Below are 18,188 nucleotides of genomic sequence, written 5' to 3' on the forward strand. Positions count from 1 at the left end.
CAGAGCAAAACCCGTCCGGCAGTATGTCGGGCGGGTTTTTTGTGCTACTTGCTTCCTGAATTCTATTCTGATGTCTATTGAAATGCCTCCCACCAGCCGGCCCGACTCGGCGCTGTTGGCCCTGCGGCCTACGCTACCGCAAGTGCAGCCAGCCTCCGGCGACGCCACGCCCGCTGATTTTCTGCACCATACGCTGCGTCCGGTTCTGAAGCTGCAGAACGACGTTCTGCTAGCCGTTGTGGCTGACTTTGTGCGCGACCATCATATTCCGTTAGCCTCCGCTTCACTTACTGAGCAGCAGCGGCTAGTGGCCGAGTTACTGACCCGCAATACCAAGCTGCGGTACACTGTGGTCGGAGTGGTAATTGGCCTGTTTACGACACCCGAATTGGCATATTACCGGCAGTACCGTTCAGAGTTGAATCGGCGTTTGTTGGAACTGGCTACCCGGCGTGTGCAGGACCAGACAGCCACGGTAGTAGCCTTGGCAGCATGAGCACTCATTATATGGTACTGGGTGTGAGCGAGCAGGCTACTGCCGCCGAAATCCGCCAGGCATACCGGCGCCTCGTGCTGCTCACGCACCCCGACCGCACGCCCGATCCGGCTGCTCACCGCCGCTACATAGCCATCAACGAAGCCTATGAGACACTAAGCAATGCTACCCGTCGCGCTGCCTACGACCAGCAACTGCGCCGACTGGTTCAGCCGGCTCCAGAAACAGATGCTGATACCGAGCCGCACCCGGACCCGGCCTTACGCCGCCGGGGGTATCGCCGTGCCAAGGCAAGTGCCCGGCCTCCTCTTCAACCGATGCACATACGTTACGCCGCCGAATTTCGGCGCATTTTGCCCCGCTTTCGGATTGTGGCCTATCTGAGCCTACTGAGTGTAGCGCTCCTCACCGTTGACTTCAATCGAACAGAAACGCTATCTGACGAAACAGTGCAAGAATTCGAATACGTGACCCGAAGTAGTAAGAGAGGCTCGTCATCTTACTTTATTGTGTACACTCAGAATTCCAATTTTAAGGTAGATAACGATACGGAGCTTGAAAAAGGCGACCAAATACGAGTGCTGCAAACGCCATGGTTTGGCAAAGTGAAAACTGTAATGATACGCTCTGGCAAGATGCAGGGCGATACACTGCAAATCAGTCGATTCGACTTCCTGTGGATGCTGTGCGTGGTAGTGGCAGGTAGCGCCCTATTGTTTTTGTGCGTCAGCCTTCGTCCCGACCGCGCTTTTAATGTGGGGTTTACCAATTCCGTCGCTGTTTTCTTTTTATTTCTCTACCTGTGTTTTGTCTAACAAATCAGGGAAGGTTGGTACAAACCCGTAATCAAAAACGCCCGCAACCAGAGTTGCGGGCGTTTTTAGTAAGTAGTAAGCCACTGCCGGCGCTTAGTCGTATTGCGAGTCGCGCAGATGAACTGGGGTGGCTTTCTTGCGCAGGCGCATATTCAACACTTCTACTACCAGCGAGAAGAACATAGCGAAGTAGATGTAGCCTTTCTCGATTTCCTTGTGGAAGGCTTCCATCACCAGCATTACCCCAATCATGATCAGGAAGGAGAGGGCCAGCATTTTGATGGTAGGATTGCGGTTCACGAAATCGGCCACTATACCCGAGAAGACCAGCATTACGCCCATCGACAGAACGACAGCCAGCACCATAATCAGTACATTATCCACAAGGCCCACGGCCGTCAGGATGGAGTCGAAGCTGAACACGATGTCGATGACGATGATCTGCAGAATGGTGCTGGCCATGGTGGCTTTGCCTTTGCCGCCATGCTCTTCTTCTTCCTCACCCTGGAGCTTGGTATGAATTTCCGTAGTGCTTTTGCCAATCAGGAACAGACCGCCAGCCAGCAGAATAAGGTCGCGGCCCGATACCCCGAACGGCTCTGCCATCCACGGCAGGTTCACGCTGAATAAAGCGGCTTTCAGGCCCACAATCCACGTGATACTCATGAGCAACCCGATGCGGCACACCAGCGCCAGCAGTAGTCCGATGCTACGGCCGCGGGCATGCTGCTCTTTGGGCAGCCGGTTCACGATGATGGATATGAAGATGATATTGTCGATACCCAGCACGATTTCCATAAAGGTCAGCGTGAGGAGGCTGATCCAGGCCGGAGCGCTGGAGAAGACCGAAAAATCGAAGTTCATGGAGTGGTAGGCTGGTAAACGTAAAGGGGAGAGGAGTAGAGCTTTGGCGACTTAGGGGCCGGTAGGGGCCGGAGTGCAGGTACGCGCCTGCCACTGAAAGCTGAAAGTGCATCAGCCTCGCTAGGGCAGCAGATGCTGTGGACCCACTTAGCTTTTCATATTCACGAACTGCAGCGGCTGGCCAATGTCGGCGGAGTGTTGGCGGAGCACAGCAATGGCAGCCTGCAGGTCGTCTATTTTCTTGGCCGTCACGCGCATTTGGTCGTCCTGCATCTGCACCTCCACTTTCAGCTTAGCGTCTTTGATAGCCTTGCTGATTTTGCGGCCCGTGTCCTTGTCCACGCCGGCGCGCACTTTGATGGTCTTCTTCACGAGGTTGCCGCTGGCTTGCTCCTCCGCCGAAAAGTCCAGCGCCGTGCCATCAATTCCCTGCTTCACTACGCGACCCAGCAGAATATCTTCCAGCGCCTTCACCCGCATGGAGTTTTCGGAACTGAGCAGAATAGTATTGGCCTTTTTATCAAGGTCAATACCTCCTTTGGTATCGCGCAGGTCGTAGCGGGTCTGTAGTTCTTTTTTCGCCGTGTTTACCGCGTTTTCCAGCGTTTGCGGATCCACTTTGCTTACAATGTCGAAAGATGCCATGGGGAGGAAAGAGAAGGTATGGAAGCCAATACGCCAAACCAGCGGGCCGGTTGAGGCGAAGGCCAAAGGTAGGAAGTTGGGGATGATTCAGCGGGTGCTACTTTTGCCGGTATCATCCTTGGCCAGCCTCCCCATGTCCGTTCATTCTCCTGCTACTCCTGCCGAGTGGGCCGCCTATTTCCGGCTCCGCTACGAAGTGCTGCGCCAGCCCTGGCAGCAGCCCGAAGGCTCTGAGCATGCCGAGGATGATGCCGCCCCGACTACCACACACGCCCTGCTGCTTGCTCCTGATGGAAAGGCGCTGGGCGTGGGGCGCCTGCATCCTTCCGGCCAGCGGCAGGGCCAGGTGCGCTTTATGGCGGTAGCATCAGCAGCGCAGGGCCAGGGCGTGGGGCGCCAGATACTGGAATTTCTGGAAGCCGCCGCCCGCCGGCAAGGTCTCACGGAAATAGTGCTGCACGCCCGCGAAAATGCTGTGCCGTTTTACCAGCAGCTCGGCTACCTAGTAGTGGCTCCGTCGCACACGTTGTTTGGCACTGTAGCCCACCAGCTGATGCGTAAAGCTTTGTAGAAGTAGCGGCCGCCACCGAATAGTCGCGTAGGTGTTGCCCAAAGTAGCTACTTTTCCTGCCACTTACTTCTCTCTTTCTCAACATGGAGCAGCTTCCTGACGTTGGCACGCTGATAGCCATCTACAACCAGATAAATAGCTACGGCCGCACCAATGGCATGGTGCTGACCGTCTCGGAGCCCGGCGAAGTGCGGTATGCCATGACCATCCGGGAAGAGCACCTCTCCTCACCAGGCACCTGCCACGGTGGCGTGCTGGCGGGCCTGATGGATGCTGCGCTGGGAGCTGCCGCGTTGTCGTTGGCCTTCACCCGCGGCGAACTGGTATCCACGGTCGAATTCAAGATAAACTACCTACATCCGGTCCGGCTCCATGACCATCTGCTGGCCCGCGCCCACGTAGAACATGCTGGCAACACGTTGGTAGTCACGAGTGCGGCCATTGAATGCACTACGCGGAGCCTAGTTGTGGCGCGGGGTATGGGCACGTTCAACCGCTACCCAGCAGATAAGCGCGACTTTCACCGGCTGCTCTTCCCCGATACTGAGCCAGCGGAGTAGTTGCTTTGAATCAGTAGAAAGCAAAAAGCCGCCAGCGCTCAGGGAAAGCAGCCGGCGGCTTTTTATAGCCGAACCAAGGGCAAAAACTTACAAGTGCTCGGATGAGTCTGCCGACTCATGCTCGTGCGATTCTTCATCATCGTACTCGTCGCCTTCTTCCATAGCAGGAGCGGCCACTTTGCGTACGTTGCGGGCACAGTCCTCGTCGCGGTGGTTGCGGCCTACCGTGAATTCTACCCAGTCGCCTTCGCGCAGCTCGTTGAAGTCGCCTTCCGCCATATCGGCATAGCTGAAGAACAGGTTATTGGGCGGCATCACTACGAAGCCAAAGCCGTTCTTGAGGTTCTTGATGGTGCTGATGCCAATAGTGCCAACCGGGCCGGCAGCAGTAGGGCCGGTGGGGCGCACAGGTTTCGCTACGGCTGGGAAAGGAACCGGGTCCGGCGTGTTCACAAACATGCTTTCGATCAGCTCATCAGTATCGACGAGGCCTTGATCAATGATTTCGTGCATTTGCACCGGGTAGGTGGCCTGCTCGAGCAGGTGCTGCGAAGCGCGGGTTACGCGGGCTTCGCCTTTGAAATCCACGTACTTGAAGTCCCAGTTCAGCAGCATCACACGCGTGCCGATGGTGTTGAGCTTCTTAATAAGGGGCACGTAGTCCGAGTCGCCGGCAATAAGAACGATAACGTCGTAGCTTTTGTGCAGGGCCAGTTCCAGCGCTTCCAACGATAGCCACACGTCAATGCCTTTTTCCTGCAGGCGCCCATCACGCGTTTTCAGGGGCATATAGTGCGTGGCGATGCTCATGTTCATGAGAATATCGTCGAGCAACCGGTCATGGAACAGCCGGTCTTTGTCGCGCGCTTCTGTGGCCGAAAGGCGGCCACGGAAAAAGTGAGCGTCGATGATGCGGCTCAGGCGCACATCAACATCTTCTTCTTCCGCTACCTGATGCCGGATAAACTCGTGCAAACCTTCTAGGCTAATACGGGCCTTGCGGTCATGCTGGAAGTAGTAGTAATCACTGATCTTCAGGAAATAATTGCCGTCATAAAAGACGCCTATCCTAATCAGAGGGCTATTTATCTGGTTCATACAGAAAAAGGTTTGAGGGTAAGCAGGAGGTGTGTAGGGGGTAGAAGAGGCAGATAATTCGGTTCGGCTGCGGCTGGTATGGCACAGTCTTGTGCCAAAGATACAATACCCAAGTGTTTAGCTGCCTGAAGCACGTAGTATATTGGGTGAGTACCATCATATTACAGCACAGGTAGTTGAATTCTTTGCCTGGCTAGCGTCCACGCCGAAGGCCGGTACAAAGGCGCTACTGCATCGGCGAAAACCACTCTGTTGCCTGCTACCGGGGAAACAGCCTAGTAGATAAGCGGCTGCTCCTGCCTTAGCAGGCCCTACACATTTACATGTTGTAATATTAAATAAAATATATCTTACATAAGAATATCGGATGCTTTATTGCTGTCTTCGTTTAGTGCATTTCGCCGCTAAGCTAAGAGACAAAAAAAACTACTGCAAGAATTATCCTCACTTAATGTCTGCAATGGGATAAATACAGTTAGGCTTGCCGAGTGTTTTGTGAGAATCAGATAGGATAAAAGTTGTTGATGGCTGTACATGAACATAAAATCCTGCTGGGACTTATTGCAACGCTATTTAGAGGGTGTTCAGTTATGGCCGAGCTTAACAAAAAAACGTCCTATTACGGTGAAAAGTGGGATAATGTTTTCTCACCTGCGCTATTTGCTGATTCGCTATATTGATTTGTATTAAAATCCAATTTTTCCTACCACTAGCCCTAGCACCAGCAGACCGTAGCCGACGCAGATAGCCACCTCCAGCATGTTGCCACTAGCGGAGCCGGTACGGATGAGCGGAATCTTGAACGAATAGTCTAGCAAGGGCATAAACCACTTGACGCCGGCTTTGGTGAGAGTATCGGCCAGCAGATGCGACACATAGCCACCGCCCGCAAACAACGCCACGCCATGCCAGCCCAGTGTTTGGTTGGCCAGGTGCCCGATATAGGTCCAGAGGCCGGCAGCCCAGATGGTGTGCGTCCAGGAGCGGTGCGACGTGAAGGGTGCTACCGCCACAAAGCAGCCCAGCATACTCAGCCACAAAAAGCCGGTATAGAGGCCCGCTACCACCGTGCATAGGCCCGTAAACATAAGCGCCAGCTTGCGGGTGGAGTCGCCTTGCATAGCCGCACCGATAAGCCCGAAGGCTAGTGCTGCCGTGAAGCCCATGCGCCTGTCAGGCCCAATAGGCAGCTGGAAATGGGTGTAAGCGGCTAATAGGAGTGCCGCTACTACAAAGGCCCAGCGCACATAATTCTGGGCGAAGCCCAGCCGTTTGCTCAGGCGCGAGCCAGGGTGGTCGAGGTCAGGAGCCAGGGATGAGAAGCCAGCCAGTGCAATGCCAGCCACGGAGAACGGGACGCCAGGAACGAGGCCAGCCACAGCCACGCCAGTAATAAGGCCAATGGCCAAGTGAGAAGAGCCGCGCAAGAGAAATACAGAGAAAGTGAATTAGGGGCCGAAGGTACACCACTGCCAAAGCACTAGAGCAGGCAATGCCGCCTGTACGGCCTCCGGAATCCGAACTAGGAGATGAATGCAGTACACAGGGCGAAGCAACATAGCTGCCTAATGTGGGTGCCAGTTGCGCCTGCGTTTTTTGGATTCCCATAGGCGCGGCCGGGTCTTGTAGCTGTAGGTGCGGCGGCCCTGCTGTTTTCGGGCAACACGCACCTGCACCATGCGCACGCCCAGCAGCCGGCTAAACTCGGTGCCGCTGCTTCGCCCGTCTTCCTGCCACACCCGCTCGTAAGAAGCCAGTAGTCCCTGCCGCATTACGTCCTGCCGCTGGCCATTGGAGAAGTAGCCGCGTTCCAGCTCACGCCCCAGCCACCGCTGGTGTTCCACCAGTTGCAGCTTCCCGTCGGGGTAGTAAGTGCGGGTGCTGCGCTTGGTAGCTAGTACCCGTCGGCCGTCGGCCAGCCGCTTCTCGCGGTGGCGTAGGGGGCGGTGGGTAGCACCCGTCGTATCGGCCTCGCCCAGCATCCAGCGGGTGTGGCGTGGGCCGGGCTGTAGCTGCAGCGAATGGTCCTTATGCAGTTGTTTTTGCGGGCCTTTTTGCGGGCCTTGGCACGCAACAGGCCGCGTGTCTGGGGCAGGTGGGTGGCGCAGGGGTGGGGCAGTGCGGACCGGCTGCGGCCGCTGTTTCACGGGTTCCAGGTGCAACACGGTGGTAGTAGGCTCGCCTCCTTCCGGCGACCAGCGCCGGAGCACGAACAGCGGCTGCCGGCTTACAGGCTCCCATTGCCAGAAAGGAGCGCTGGGCACAATACTGTCGCGGCGGGTGGCGTCGTCGAAATCCTGCAGCAGTTCGTGGTGCCGCCACGCTGCCGGGTAATACCGCGTAACCTGCCGCAGCCGCCCCTGTGAAGTAAACGACAGCCGCACGATGGCCTGCCCATCGGCGTCGCGCTGGGTGAAAGCGCCTGTTAGCCGGCCGGCTCCCAACTGCCCGGTCCAGTAGCGCCGCGGGTCGCGGGCCGGGTAGGGGTTGCTGTAGGAAGAGTAGGGGCTCGGAATCCAGCTTTGGTTGAGTGCCTGGGCCGTATAGGAGTTGTTCCAGAGCCGGAAACTGCCCTGCAGCCCTCCGGTTGGGCTTTCAGTGAATAGGCCCAGCAGACGCGGTTGGCCGGAGGGTTTCAGCGTCACCAGGGAGTCTACTAGCTGCCCGTTTCGGTAGGTGCCGCGCTGGGCCACCCGGCCGTCAGGGTGCCAGACCACAAAAGCACCATCGGGTTGGCCCCCCTGCATCAGAAGGTGCCGCGCTACCCGGGGCGGCTGGCCGGGCTGGGTAGGGTAGAAGCGGGTCCAGGTACTGTCGGCCTGACCGTGAGTGAAGTGGCCGACTTCGGCCAAGCTGCCATTGGTCCAGAAGCGTCGGAAAGAACCATGCGCAACCGTGTCAGCCGATGAAACGCGGTGGTAGGCCGAGTACGTGCTGCGGGGCTGGGTGCGAGCCGAATCGTAGAACGTGCGCATAACGAACGGTGCGTTCTGGGCCCAAGCGGCTAGCGGTGTACCCAGCAACAGGCCTCCGAGCACAAGCATACTCCGCAATAGGATACTTCTGCCCCGGCCGGATAAGGAATGCATAGAATAAAGCACCGCAAGGGCCGCAGCCCACAAATAGGAGTTGATGGCGCAAGCTAAACAGCTGGCACGCAATCAACAAGTGCACTACTCGTAGCAGGCAATAATGGAAGGGTTTAGAAGAGGTTGTGGCCGGCTACCACTTACCGGAGCTGCCTTTCAGGTTGCCGCGCATGTCGCGGGCCTGCCCTTCCAACAGCGCCAGGCCCCGGTGGAACGCACTAGTAACTTCTGCCTTCTCCGCTTCCGGTAGCGGCCCCTGCTCCCGTACCTGCTGCCGCACCTGCCGTAAATGATTCAGAATATCGTCCCACTCGGTGCCGTCTTGTTCGTTCTGCTTATCTGTCATTGCCCTGTGCCCCCCCGGGCTGCTTCGCTGCATGAACTCGGAAGATACGGCAGCCACAATGAAAAGCTGTGGAAACTTTCGGGGCGTGGGCGTGGTATTGACTAGCGCACCCCACGGGTGCCTGTCAGCCTGCTTCGCCCGACCGGATTTTCATTCGGCCGGGCTTCTACCTTTGCTTCCTCTCCTAGCCACACTGCTGTTTTGAAGGTCTCCGATTTACTTAAGCTCTATACCCTCGACCCCACGGGTATGACGATTGGCGCGCGCCTCAACCCCGCCACCCGCCACTCGCTGAAGCCCGCCGCCACCGCCGAAGCCTCCGTACGCCTGCACCTCAAAGGGCTGGTAGGTTCGCAGGATGCGCTGCTGGCGGCTGCCATGCACCAGGAGTACCCCGACCAGCACCACCTGTTCATTCTGCACGACCGGGACGAGGCCGCCTACTTCCTGGCCGACCTCCAGCACCTCGTGCCCGACGAGGAGCCGTTGCTGTTCCCAACCTCCTACAAGCGTCCCTATAGCTTCGACGAGACGGAAAACGCCAACGTGCTGATGCGGGCCGAGGTGCTCAATAAGCTCAATAGCCACCGCGGCCCGAAAACCACCGCCGAGCAGGAAGCCGACGACGCAGCCGACGCGGCAGAAACCGACGGCCAGCCCAAAGGCAAAAAGCGCGGCAAAGCCAGCGCCAAGGAAACTGCCGGCGTCCTCATCGTGACCTACCCCGAGGCGTTGTTCGAGAAGGTTATCAACAAGAAAAGCCTGGTGGCCAACACCTTTCTGGTGAAGGTGGGCGACAAGCTGGATGTGAACTTTGTGAGCGACATGCTGGCGGAGTACGACTTCGAGCGGAGCGACTTTGTGTACGAGGCCGGCCAGTTTGCCGTGCGCGGCGGCATCGTGGACATCTTCAGCTACGCCAACGAGCTGCCCTACCGCATCGAGCTGTTCGGGGATGAGGTGGAGACGATTCGGACGTTTGACCCCGAGACGCAGCTGTCGGTGGAGAAGCGCCAGCAGGTGAGCATCATCCCGAACGTGCAGACCAAGCTGCTGCAGGAGACGCGGGAAGCGTTTCTGGAGTTCATTCCGAAGAACACCGCCGTGTGGGCCAAGGACGTGCGCCAGACCCTGGACGTGGTAGACGAATACTTCGACAAGGCCGAGGCGGGCTTCCAGGAGCTGCTGGCCGTGGCGGGCGGCACCCAGGTGGTGAGCAAGCCCGCCGATTTGTTTGAGTCGGCCAAGACGCTGCGCAAGCTGCTGGAAGGGTTTGCGGTGGTGGAGTTCGGCAAGCGGTTCCACTTCAAGACCGGCGCCGAGGAGTTCCAGTTCAGCGCCAAGCCCCAGCCCAGCTTCGGCAAGGACTTCAACCGCATCGTGAAGAACCTGCACGACAACCAGAAGAAGGGCTACACCAACATCATTGCCGCCGAGCAGGTGCGCCAGGCCGACCGCCTCCGCACCATCTTCGACGAGCTGGACAACAACGTGCAGTTTCAGCACCTGCTGCTGGGCCTGCGCGAAGGGTTCATCGACGAGACGCTGAACCTCGTGGTGTACACCGACCACCAGCTGTTTGAGCGCTATTACCGGGCTCAGGAAACCCGCAAATTCTCCAAGAAAAAGGCCCTCACGCTGAAAGAGCTGCGCACCCTGGTGCCCGGCGACTACGTGGTGCACCAGGACTACGGCATTGCCCGCTTCGCCGGCCTCACCCAGGTGGAAATCAACGACCGGCTGCAGGAGGCCATCCGGCTGGTGTACCGCGACGACGACGTGCTGACCGTGAGCATCCACGCCCTGCACAAGATTGCCAAGTACAGCGGGGCCGAGGGCACGCCGCCCACCATGAGCAAGCTGGGCTCGCCGGAGTGGGAAAACAAGAAGAAGTCGGTTAAGAAGAAGGTGAAGGACATTGCCGCCGAGTTGATCCGGCTGTACGCCAAGCGCAAAACTGCGCCCGGCCACGCCTTCGCCCACGACTCCTTCATGCAGGCCGAGCTGGAATCCAGCTTTATCTACGAGGACACGCCCGACCAGGCCAAGGCCACCGAGGACGTGAAGCGCGACATGGAGGTGCCCCACCCCATGGACCGCCTCGTGTGCGGCGACGTGGGCTTCGGCAAGACGGAGGTGGCCATCCGGGCCGCCTTCAAGGCCGTGGCCGATGGCAAGCAGGTGGCCATTCTGGTGCCCACCACCATCCTGGCCATGCAGCACTACAAAACCTTCCGGGAGCGGCTCGGCAACCTGCCCGTGACGGTGGAGTACGTCAACCGCTTCAAGAGCACCAAGCAAATCAAGGAAACGCTGGGCCGCGTGGCCGAGGGCAAAACTGACATCCTCATCGGCACCCACCGCCTCACCAACAAGGACGTGCAGTTCAAAGACCTGGGCCTCTTGGTGATTGACGAGGAGCAGAAGTTCGGGGTGAAAACCAAGGACAAGCTCAAGGAAATCAAGGTGAACGTGGACACGCTCACGCTGTCGGCCACGCCCATTCCGCGCACCCTGCACTTCTCGCTGATGGGTGCCCGCGACCTGAGCGTGATTGCCACGCCCCCGCCCAACCGCCAACCGGTGCAAACCGAGCTGCACGTCTACGACGAACTGCTGATCCGCGACGCCGTTTCCCGCGAGTTGAAGCGGGGCGGGCAGGTGTTTTTCGTGCACAACCGCGTGAAGGACATCGAGGAGCAGGCCAGCATGATTCTGCGCCTCGTGCCCGATGCCCGCGTGACCTACGTGCACGGCCAGATGGACGGCGACCTGCTGGAAAAGCGCATGATGAAGTTCGTGGACGGCGACTACGACGTGCTGGTGGCCACCACCCTCATCGAGTCGGGCCTCGACATTGCCAACGCCAACACCATCCTCATCAACCGCGCCCACATGCACGGCCTCTCCGACCTGCACCAGATGCGGGGCCGCGTGGGCCGCTCCAACAAAAAGGCCTACTGCTACCTGCTCACGCCCCCGGTGGCCGGTTTGCCCTCCGACGCCCGCAAGCGCCTGAGCACCCTCGAAGAATTCTCGGACCTGGGCGCGGGCTTCAACGTGGCCATGCGCGACCTGGACATCCGGGGCGCGGGCAACCTGCTGGGCGGCGAGCAGTCGGGCTTCATCAACGACCTGGGCTTCGAAACCTACCACCAGATTCTCGACGAGGCGGTGCAGGAGCTCAAGGAAACCGAGTTCCGCGACCTGTTCCTCGGCGACCCCACCCAGCGCCTCCAGCAGGCCGCCGGCACCAGCGGCCCCAAGGAGTGCAACATCGAAACCGACCTGCAGGTGCTCATTCCGGACCGCTACGTGAGCAGCGTCTCGGAGCGCCTGCAGCTCTACAGCAAGCTCGACCGGGCCAAAAACGCCGAGGAGCTGCGCAAGCTGCTCACCGGCATCGTGGACCGCTTCGGGCCGCTGCCCGAGGAAGTGGAGCAGCTCGCCGACATCGTGCGCCTGCGCTGGCTGGCCTGCCAGACCGGCTTCGAGAAGCTCACGCTCAAGAAAAACCTGCTCAAAGGCTTTATCCCGGCCACCAACAACGAGCCCTACTTCCAGGGCGCCACCTTCGGCAACATCCTCAGCTACGTGCAGACCCACCCGCGCTCCGCCTCCATGAAGGAGCGCAAAGAACAGCTCATCATCTCCTTCGAGGACGTGAAAAGCGTCCAAGCCGCCAAGCGCATTCTGAGCGAGCTGGGCAGTGAGGAAACGGTGGGAGTGTAAGTGAAAACAACCTATATTACAACGACAAAATTTGGCCAAACACTTTAACATCAATCTTAATGAAAATTCATTTAAATAATTTCAGGAGTTTTAAAAAAGAAGTATTTGATTTTTCTAGAATAAATATTTTAATTGGAGAAAACAGCTCTGGCAAAAGTAGCTTATTAAAGTTTTTATTGATGCTTAAGCAAAGTGCATTTAATTCAAATGACTCTAATTTGACATTGTCAGGAAATTTAGTTGATTTAGGGAACTATAAGGAGATGATTCATTACCAAGATGTGAGAAAGAAATTGTCATTTGCTTTTTCTACAGATATAGAATATAAAGATTATTTTTTGAGTTTTATGTCTGATTTTGAAGAAGATCAAGAAGAAAGTGAGGAGAATTTAGCAAAAAAAAGATCAACATTAAAATCTATAAGTGCACAATTTGACAAAGCTTTTAACAATGAAACGACTGTTTTCATTGAGTTGAATAAAGAATTGAATAAACATGAGAATATAAAAACAGTTATTAAAAATAAGGCTTTAGGGACATTGGAGATACATCAAATTAAGAAGGAAACATTAACAAAATCAAACTTTGTAAATGTTCTAACACCTAGATGTCACATTACGTATTTTAGAAACAACAGTCAAGCTATAAGAATTGAAAATCTAAGATTTGATAAAAATGCATGCTTTACTATTGTAAATGGCATAGATATAGAAGATGCTATTCAAAAAGAACATAATGTTTCAGCTTTTAATGAAATAGCGTTTTTGTTAGTTTCGCAAAACTATTTCATTGATTATTTTAGTAAAATAGAATTTGTAAGCTCAGTTAAAAATATTCCTGAAAGGTATTATTTTGAGAGAGATAAAAAAAGATTTATTAGGGCAAATGATATTCAGTCTATAATAAACGTTATTGGGGATAATGATGTGCCAAAAGCGGTTTTAGATAAATTTATACAAACAGTAAATAAGTTTGGAATTGCCGAAGATTTGAAAGTTATAAAAGGAGATAAGGTGGCAGTTAAAGAATTGCGAGTAAAAGTATCTGATTTATTCAGTAACATAGTTGATGTAGGATATGGCGTAGGGCTACAATTGCCTATACTATTCCAAGCTTGTGTTTCAGAAATAATGTATAAAGGAGAGATAATTATAATTGAACAGCCCGAAGTTCATCTACATCCATCGCTACAAGCTAAATTCATTGAGGCTCTACTCAGCATTGGAGACAAAAATAAATACTATATCGAGACGCACAGTGAGCATATAATCAGAAAATTACAGATATTAATCAAATCTAAATTTAGAAATATTAGACCAGATGACGTTTCTATCTATTATTTGAAAAAAGGTGATCAAAAATCAATAAAAAGCAGGCATGACATATCTGAAGATGGCAGAATTAGCTCGCCTTTCCCAGATGGATTTTTCGACACTAGCTACACATTAGCAAAGGAACTTGTGTTTAACAAGATAAATATTGATTGAAATGAATGTAATATTTCTCTGCGACATTTTTGAATATTATTTCAGAATAAAACAAAAAAACTTTCCAAGTCAAAGTGAAGTTGAAATTTTGAATGTTTTTCAAAATCCAAAAAACAGATTCGTTGTTTCTGAAAATTATGTGGAATTATTAAGAAATAATTTTAATAATGCACCTGATACTTATGAATTTATAGAGATGTTTTTTATGGAGTTATTTGACTCTTCGCTTTCTGATAGATTGGTTATAATACCTGATCAAAATAAATGCACAGCAGAAGATGAGTTTATTAGATTGTCAACAATATTGCATAGTGAGCCAACTTTAAGAATAGCTAAATCTTCTAGCCCTAAGCTTTTAGCTTTGAGTAATATATTATTCGTTGATAATCCAGAGCATTTTAATACTAGCAATTCTATAAAATTGCACTTAGCTTCAAGAAATAATCATCAGCTTAGATATTTTGATTTTCATAGCAAAAAAGAAGTTGATGATTTTATACTTAATTTTATTAGAATAGATGAGGAAATTAAATCAAAAACAATACATATATTTTGTAGAGATTTTTCAATTGACACATGTGGTCATTTTGATATAATTAGGTCAAAAAGATATGATATTAATTTTTATAGTAGATCTTTTAAAAATGTAGAAAGAAAGGAGCAATTCATGACAGAAGAATTGCAAGTATTTAATAAAAGATTGCATGCGTACTTTGGAAGTAATTTTACTCTCTACTTAGCATCTCACGTCAATTTAATTCATGAAAGAATGGTAATAATAGGAGGTCTTATACTTACTCTTGACGACGATTTTAACAACACTGACCCTTCAAGATTTACTTGGTCTCTATCAATTGAATATTCTATATCAAGTGCGCTACTGTTGTTGCAGAAAGCTGGTAGATTTAGAGAATTTAGACTGCGTGCATAAGCTGATTTATCTCACATTTACTTACCATCCTACGCATAATAACGATGGGGTTGTTCTTCATCTGTCTCAACGCGACAGGGCAGGGCTGCGCCGTTAAAGACTGCTATACCCCGCCACAACCAGTCACGCCGCTGCTACAGTCTCTGCGGCGGCGGGCTGAGGGCGTTGCGCCCCCGTTACCAACTGATGCGCTACAGTCAGCAGGACTTGTGAGGCGGTTAGATGGCAGTGTGAGCCGGTCAGATACCATTGTGCAGAGGTCAGATGGAAATGTGCATAGGTCAGCGGGCTTTATGAGCCGGTTAGATGCCATTGTGCGCAGGTCAGCAGGCAGTGTGAACAGGTCAGCGGCCGTTGTGAAGCGGTTAGCAACCATTGCGGCCCCGGCAAAAAAAAGTTGCGGCCCTGCTTAGCCGATGCTCCCGCCGCCGCCTATCTTCCCGAGGTACTTTAATCCTTACCCTATATGACTGATAAGCAACGCGCCCGCCTCACCATGATGCAGGCCACCCTCGCCGTCCTCGACCAGTATGCCGAGGTCTATGCCGCCAACAAAGCCCTCGGCACCGCCCGCGCCGAGCTGGCCGCCCTGGTCCAGGACCTGGACCCCACCGCCGAAACTCAGCAAGGCGCCGCCGCCCCCCGCAGCGCCGGGGCCGTGAAGAAGGCCACCAAGCTCCACCTGGCCCAGCGCGCCGCCGAAGTAGCCGCCGCCCTGCTCGCCTACGCCGACGAGCAGCAGGACATCCGCCTCCACACCGACGCCGACTACTCCGAGTACCAACTCCGCCGCGCCCCCGACAACGACCTGGCCCGCATCAGCAAAAACATTCACACTCAGGCCACCGCCCACCTCACGGCCCTCCAGGAGCAAGGCGTCACGAAGCAGGAGCTCACCGAGCTGGACACGGCCCTCACCGCCTTCCAAGCCGAGCAAACCGCCCCCCGCGCCGCCATTGCCGACGGCAAAGCCCAAACCAAAGCCCTGGCTACCGACCTGCGCGCCGCCGTGGCCCTGCTCCGCAACCGCCTCGACAAGTACCTCGTGCGCTACCAGCGCCCCGAGCCCCGCTTCTACACCGCCTACCAGTCGGCCCGCCAAACCATCAACACCGCCCAGCGCCGCGAGAAGCCGGCCCCCGCTATCTAAGCAGTGCCTGCGGCACCGTGCTACCACGGCCGCTCCTGCTCAGGGGCGGCCGTTTGCGTAGGGGTAGGAGAGTAGGGGAGAGGAGGCCGCACAGGCAGGCGCACAGTTCCCGAAGCGGCAGGAGCGGCCTAGGGTAGCCGGGCAACGGCAAACGCCTTTCTTTGCGGCCGTATTTCTTCGGCACTATCCGCACAATGGCTATTCACCTGAACCCTATCAACTGGCGTTTGCTGGCCCTGCACCTGCTGGGTATTCCCTTTCTGGTGCTGGGCATGCAGGAGCTGTTCCTGATTCGGCACGTATGGTTTATCCAGCTTGCGCTACGCTACGGTACTGCCAATGTCGGGCAGCATATACCGGCGGGCTATTCAGGGGCTCAACTGATTTCGGAGCTATATCTGCGGGAACCACTAGCTGCTTTTGTGGCTATAGTCCTGGCTTGTGTGTTGCTGAGCAGCATCGTATGGCGGCGGCGCGAAAGTTGGCTGCTGCCGTTGCTGCTTTTCGTGGGAGGCGTAGTGCTCAACTGGAGTCAGCTGTACAGCCTGTCATTCGTCCAGAACCTGCCGAAAGTGTTGCATGGCTCCTTGGAGGCACCAACAGCGCAGTATCGGCTAGCCGTAGTCGGGCTACTATTACTCGCAATTGGGTTGCTGCCGTTTCTGTACACATGGCGCAAACCGGTTGCCCCCGCTACTGTACCCGCGTAAGGCGGCACAGCCAGCCCGGCTACTTCAGCACCTTGGCGTCATAGGCCACCTGCCCACCTATCAGCGTCAGCAGGCTGGCGGTTTTGGGCAGCTCCGGGGGCGGCACCGCAAAAATATCCTGCGACAGCACCACCACGTCGGCCAGCTGGCCCACCGCAATCCGGCCCTTGTCCTTTTCCGCAAATTCGGCGAAAGCCGAGCCATAAGTATAGGCCTGCACCGCCTGCTCCCGCGTAATAGCCTCCTTCGGATTGGCCGGCGTGAGGCTGGCCATCATGATGTTCAGAAACGGGTTCAGCGGCCCATCGGAGCCCAGCGCCACCGGCACCCCCGCCGCCAGCAACGAGCCCAGCGGCTGCATGCCCGGGCTCCAGCGCTGCCGAAACAGCTGCGGCTCGGCGAAGTGCATGGGGTTCTGCACCACCACTACGCCCAGCTTTTTGGCGCGCGGCAACAGGTCGGCCACCACGCCGTCGCCGTGCTCGATGCGCATGCGCCGCGCGGGCCAGCTGGCGGCGGGGCCGTTGTTTTCGAGGGTCTGCAGCACCACTTCCGCGCTTCGGTCGCCGGCGCAATGCACCAGTAGCTGCTGCTTCAGCTCCACCGATTCCTGCACCATACGCGCCACCTCGGCCTCCGTGAAATTCAGCCGGCCTTTCCAGTCGGGGCGGTCGAGGTAGGGCTGGCGCAGGGCCGCGCCCCGCTCGTAGGGCGTGCCATCCAGCACCCACTTCATGCCGCTGGCTTTGACTTTGGCGTTGGCCGCCGCGGGCTTCGGCAGTTGCCGCACCTCAGACAGGTCGCGCTGCTGCGGCGTAGTCGGCGAAAACGGAATGGCCCGCACCCGAATCGGCAGCTTTGCCTGTTCCAGCAGCCGCACAAACCGCTCAAACGGTAGCTGCGAAAACAGCTGCATCGACGTGATACCCAACCGCACAGCTTCATCAGACAGCTGCCGCAGCTCTGTCAGCGCCGCCGCATCGGATACTTGGGCCGTGAGCGTGCGGCTGGGCTGCCACTGCGCATACTCCCAGAAGCGCCCATTGAGCTGGGGCGGCGTAGTAGCGGTGTGCTCGAAATACCCACCCAGCGGGTCGGGCTGCTGGTCCTGGATGTTGAGTTTTTGTAGCGCCAGCGTGTTGGCAATGAAGCCATGGCCATAGTAGGCACGCAACAGCACGGGGTGGCGCGGCACTAGTTGGTCGAGAGCAGCACGATTCACCTGTTCATTCAGCACTACCTGGGCACCCACCGTACCGAACAGCCACGTTCCCGCCGGTGCGTTGGCAGCGGCGGCCGTCAGGGTCTGCGCGGTTTCTTCCCAGCTGGGCTCCATGGTTTTGAATGCCAGATGCACCCCGGGCGCGTCGGGGCTGAAATGGTTGTGCGCATCGTTGAAGCCGGGCGTAATGGTGCGGCCCTGCACATCAACGCGCCGCGTTTTTGGGCCCGCCAGCTTGGTTATTTCCGCCGTGGTGCCCACCGCCACAATCCGCTCCCCCCGAATAGCCAGCGCCTGGGCCGTGGGCTGGGCCGGGTCGGCCGTGAAGATCTTGCCATTCAGCAGCACGATATCAGCGGGTTGCTGGGCCCGCACCCCGGTACTTATCATCCACAAACTCCACGCGGCCACCAGCAGCTTTTTCATAGGTCAACAGGATTTCGGTATCATTGAATCATCTGATTAGCTGAAT

At 55.5% G+C, this 18,188-nt stretch carries 16 protein-coding genes; 9 read left to right on the forward strand and 7 right to left on the reverse strand.

Going from position 1 to position 18,188, the window contains the following annotated elements; translation table 11 throughout:
• Window positions 1-70 precede the first annotated feature (70 nt).
• Complete coding sequence (locus H4317_RS02595) at window positions 71-496, forward strand: hypothetical protein (protein ID WP_185888638.1); 426 nt, start codon at window positions 71-73, stop codon at window positions 494-496.
• Window positions 493-1,311, forward strand: a complete 819-nt coding sequence (locus H4317_RS02600) for a J domain-containing protein (protein ID WP_185888639.1) — start codon at window positions 493-495, stop codon at window positions 1,309-1,311. Before H4317_RS02595 ends, H4317_RS02600 begins: the two co-directional genes overlap by 4 nt.
• 93 nt (window positions 1,312-1,404) lie before the next feature.
• Here the strand turns inward: H4317_RS02600 and H4317_RS02605 are convergent, their stop codons facing one another.
• Window positions 1,405-2,175, reverse strand: coding sequence for a TerC family protein (locus H4317_RS02605; protein ID WP_185888640.1), 771 nt, complete (start codon window positions 2,173-2,175; stop codon window positions 1,405-1,407).
• A 147-nt stretch (window positions 2,176-2,322) separates the two neighbouring features.
• Window positions 2,323-2,820, reverse strand: a complete 498-nt coding sequence (locus H4317_RS02610; protein WP_185888641.1) for a YajQ family cyclic di-GMP-binding protein — start codon at window positions 2,818-2,820, stop codon at window positions 2,323-2,325.
• Window positions 2,821-2,953: 133 nt separating this feature from the next.
• Between H4317_RS02610 and H4317_RS02615 the strand changes: the two genes are divergently transcribed.
• Together H4317_RS02615 and H4317_RS02620 are read left to right on the forward strand one after the other, a co-directional pair.
• A complete protein-coding gene (locus tag H4317_RS02615) occupies window positions 2,954-3,391 on the forward strand; it encodes a GNAT family N-acetyltransferase (RefSeq protein ID WP_185888642.1) in 438 nt (145 codons plus the stop codon).
• 83 nt (window positions 3,392-3,474) lie between these two features.
• Window positions 3,475-3,951 carry a PaaI family thioesterase gene (locus tag H4317_RS02620; protein ID WP_185888643.1) on the forward strand — a complete coding sequence of 159 codons (477 nt, stop codon included), beginning with the start codon at window positions 3,475-3,477 and terminating at the stop codon, window positions 3,949-3,951.
• Between the two features lie 87 nt (window positions 3,952-4,038).
• On the opposite strand, the gene H4317_RS02625 is transcribed toward H4317_RS02620, so the two are convergent.
• From H4317_RS02625 to H4317_RS02640, 4 genes are all read right to left on the reverse strand, one after another.
• Complete coding sequence (locus H4317_RS02625; RefSeq protein ID WP_185888644.1) at window positions 4,039-5,049, reverse strand: NYN domain-containing protein; 1,011 nt, start codon at window positions 5,047-5,049, stop codon at window positions 4,039-4,041.
• A gap of 686 nt (window positions 5,050-5,735) precedes the next feature.
• A complete protein-coding gene (locus H4317_RS02630) occupies window positions 5,736-6,476 on the reverse strand; it encodes a metal-dependent hydrolase (RefSeq protein WP_185888645.1) in 741 nt (246 codons plus the stop codon).
• A 138-nt stretch (window positions 6,477-6,614) separates the two neighbouring features.
• A complete protein-coding gene (locus tag H4317_RS02635) occupies window positions 6,615-8,093 on the reverse strand; it encodes a toxin-antitoxin system YwqK family antitoxin (protein WP_185888646.1) in 1,479 nt (492 codons plus the stop codon).
• Window positions 8,094-8,271: 178 nt separating this feature from the next.
• Window positions 8,272-8,484: a hypothetical protein gene (locus H4317_RS02640; RefSeq protein ID WP_185888647.1), complete on the reverse strand. Its 213-nt coding sequence runs from the start codon at window positions 8,482-8,484 to the stop codon at window positions 8,272-8,274.
• Between the two features lie 201 nt (window positions 8,485-8,685).
• Between H4317_RS02640 and mfd the strand changes: the two genes are divergently transcribed.
• The 5 genes from mfd (at window position 8,686) to H4317_RS02665 (ending at window position 16,494) form a co-directional block, all read left to right on the forward strand.
• The gene (gene mfd, locus H4317_RS02645; RefSeq protein WP_260625789.1) at window positions 8,686-12,216 is read left to right on the forward strand and encodes a transcription-repair coupling factor; all 3,531 of its coding nucleotides are present in this window, start codon (window positions 8,686-8,688) and stop codon (window positions 12,214-12,216) included.
• A gap of 59 nt (window positions 12,217-12,275) precedes the next feature.
• Window positions 12,276-13,703 carry a DUF3696 domain-containing protein gene (locus H4317_RS02650; RefSeq protein ID WP_185888648.1) on the forward strand — a complete coding sequence of 476 codons (1,428 nt, stop codon included), beginning with the start codon at window positions 12,276-12,278 and terminating at the stop codon, window positions 13,701-13,703.
• A gap of 1 nt (window position 13,704) precedes the next feature.
• Window positions 13,705-14,634, forward strand: a complete 930-nt coding sequence (locus H4317_RS02655) for a hypothetical protein (protein ID WP_185888649.1) — start codon at window positions 13,705-13,707, stop codon at window positions 14,632-14,634.
• Window positions 14,635-15,100: 466 nt separating this feature from the next.
• Entirely contained in the window at window positions 15,101-15,784 is a 684-nt protein-coding gene (locus H4317_RS02660) for a hypothetical protein (RefSeq protein WP_185888650.1), read from the forward strand.
• 194 nt (window positions 15,785-15,978) lie between these two features.
• Entirely contained in the window at window positions 15,979-16,494 is a 516-nt protein-coding gene (locus H4317_RS02665) for a hypothetical protein (RefSeq protein ID WP_185888651.1), read from the forward strand.
• 19 nt (window positions 16,495-16,513) lie between these two features.
• Here the strand turns inward: H4317_RS02665 and H4317_RS02670 are convergent, their stop codons facing one another.
• Complete coding sequence (locus tag H4317_RS02670; protein WP_185888652.1) at window positions 16,514-18,142, reverse strand: amidohydrolase; 1,629 nt, start codon at window positions 18,140-18,142, stop codon at window positions 16,514-16,516.
• Window positions 18,143-18,188 lie beyond the last annotated feature (46 nt).

Source organism: Hymenobacter sediminicola, from assembly GCF_014250515.1.
Lineage (GTDB): Bacteria > Bacteroidota > Bacteroidia > Cytophagales > Hymenobacteraceae > Hymenobacter > Hymenobacter sediminicola.

Excerpts from the sequence above, each read along its gene's own strand:
- H4317_RS02595 (WP_185888638.1), top strand. The coding sequence starts at position 71 with ATGTCTATTGAAATGCCTCCCACCAGCCGGCCCGACTCGGCGCTGTTG.
- H4317_RS02600 (WP_185888639.1), top strand. The coding sequence starts at position 493 with ATGAGCACTCATTATATGGTACTGGGTGTGAGCGAGCAGGCTACTGCC.
- H4317_RS02605 (WP_185888640.1), bottom strand. The coding sequence starts at position 2,175 with ATGAACTTCGATTTTTCGGTCTTCTCCAGCGCTCCGGCCTGGATCAGC.
- H4317_RS02610 (WP_185888641.1), bottom strand. The coding sequence starts at position 2,820 with ATGGCATCTTTCGACATTGTAAGCAAAGTGGATCCGCAAACGCTGGAA.
- H4317_RS02615 (WP_185888642.1), top strand. The coding sequence starts at position 2,954 with ATGTCCGTTCATTCTCCTGCTACTCCTGCCGAGTGGGCCGCCTATTTC.
- H4317_RS02620 (WP_185888643.1), top strand. The coding sequence starts at position 3,475 with ATGGAGCAGCTTCCTGACGTTGGCACGCTGATAGCCATCTACAACCAG.
- H4317_RS02625 (WP_185888644.1), bottom strand. The coding sequence starts at position 5,049 with ATGAACCAGATAAATAGCCCTCTGATTAGGATAGGCGTCTTTTATGAC.
- H4317_RS02635 (WP_185888646.1), bottom strand. The coding sequence starts at position 8,093 with ATGCTTGTGCTCGGAGGCCTGTTGCTGGGTACACCGCTAGCCGCTTGG.
- H4317_RS02640 (WP_185888647.1), bottom strand. The coding sequence starts at position 8,484 with ATGACAGATAAGCAGAACGAACAAGACGGCACCGAGTGGGACGATATT.
- H4317_RS02650 (WP_185888648.1), top strand. The coding sequence starts at position 12,276 with ATGAAAATTCATTTAAATAATTTCAGGAGTTTTAAAAAAGAAGTATTT.
- H4317_RS02655 (WP_185888649.1), top strand. The coding sequence starts at position 13,705 with ATGAATGTAATATTTCTCTGCGACATTTTTGAATATTATTTCAGAATA.
- H4317_RS02660 (WP_185888650.1), top strand. The coding sequence starts at position 15,101 with ATGACTGATAAGCAACGCGCCCGCCTCACCATGATGCAGGCCACCCTC.
- H4317_RS02665 (WP_185888651.1), top strand. The coding sequence starts at position 15,979 with ATGGCTATTCACCTGAACCCTATCAACTGGCGTTTGCTGGCCCTGCAC.
- H4317_RS02670 (WP_185888652.1), bottom strand. The coding sequence starts at position 18,142 with ATGAAAAAGCTGCTGGTGGCCGCGTGGAGTTTGTGGATGATAAGTACC.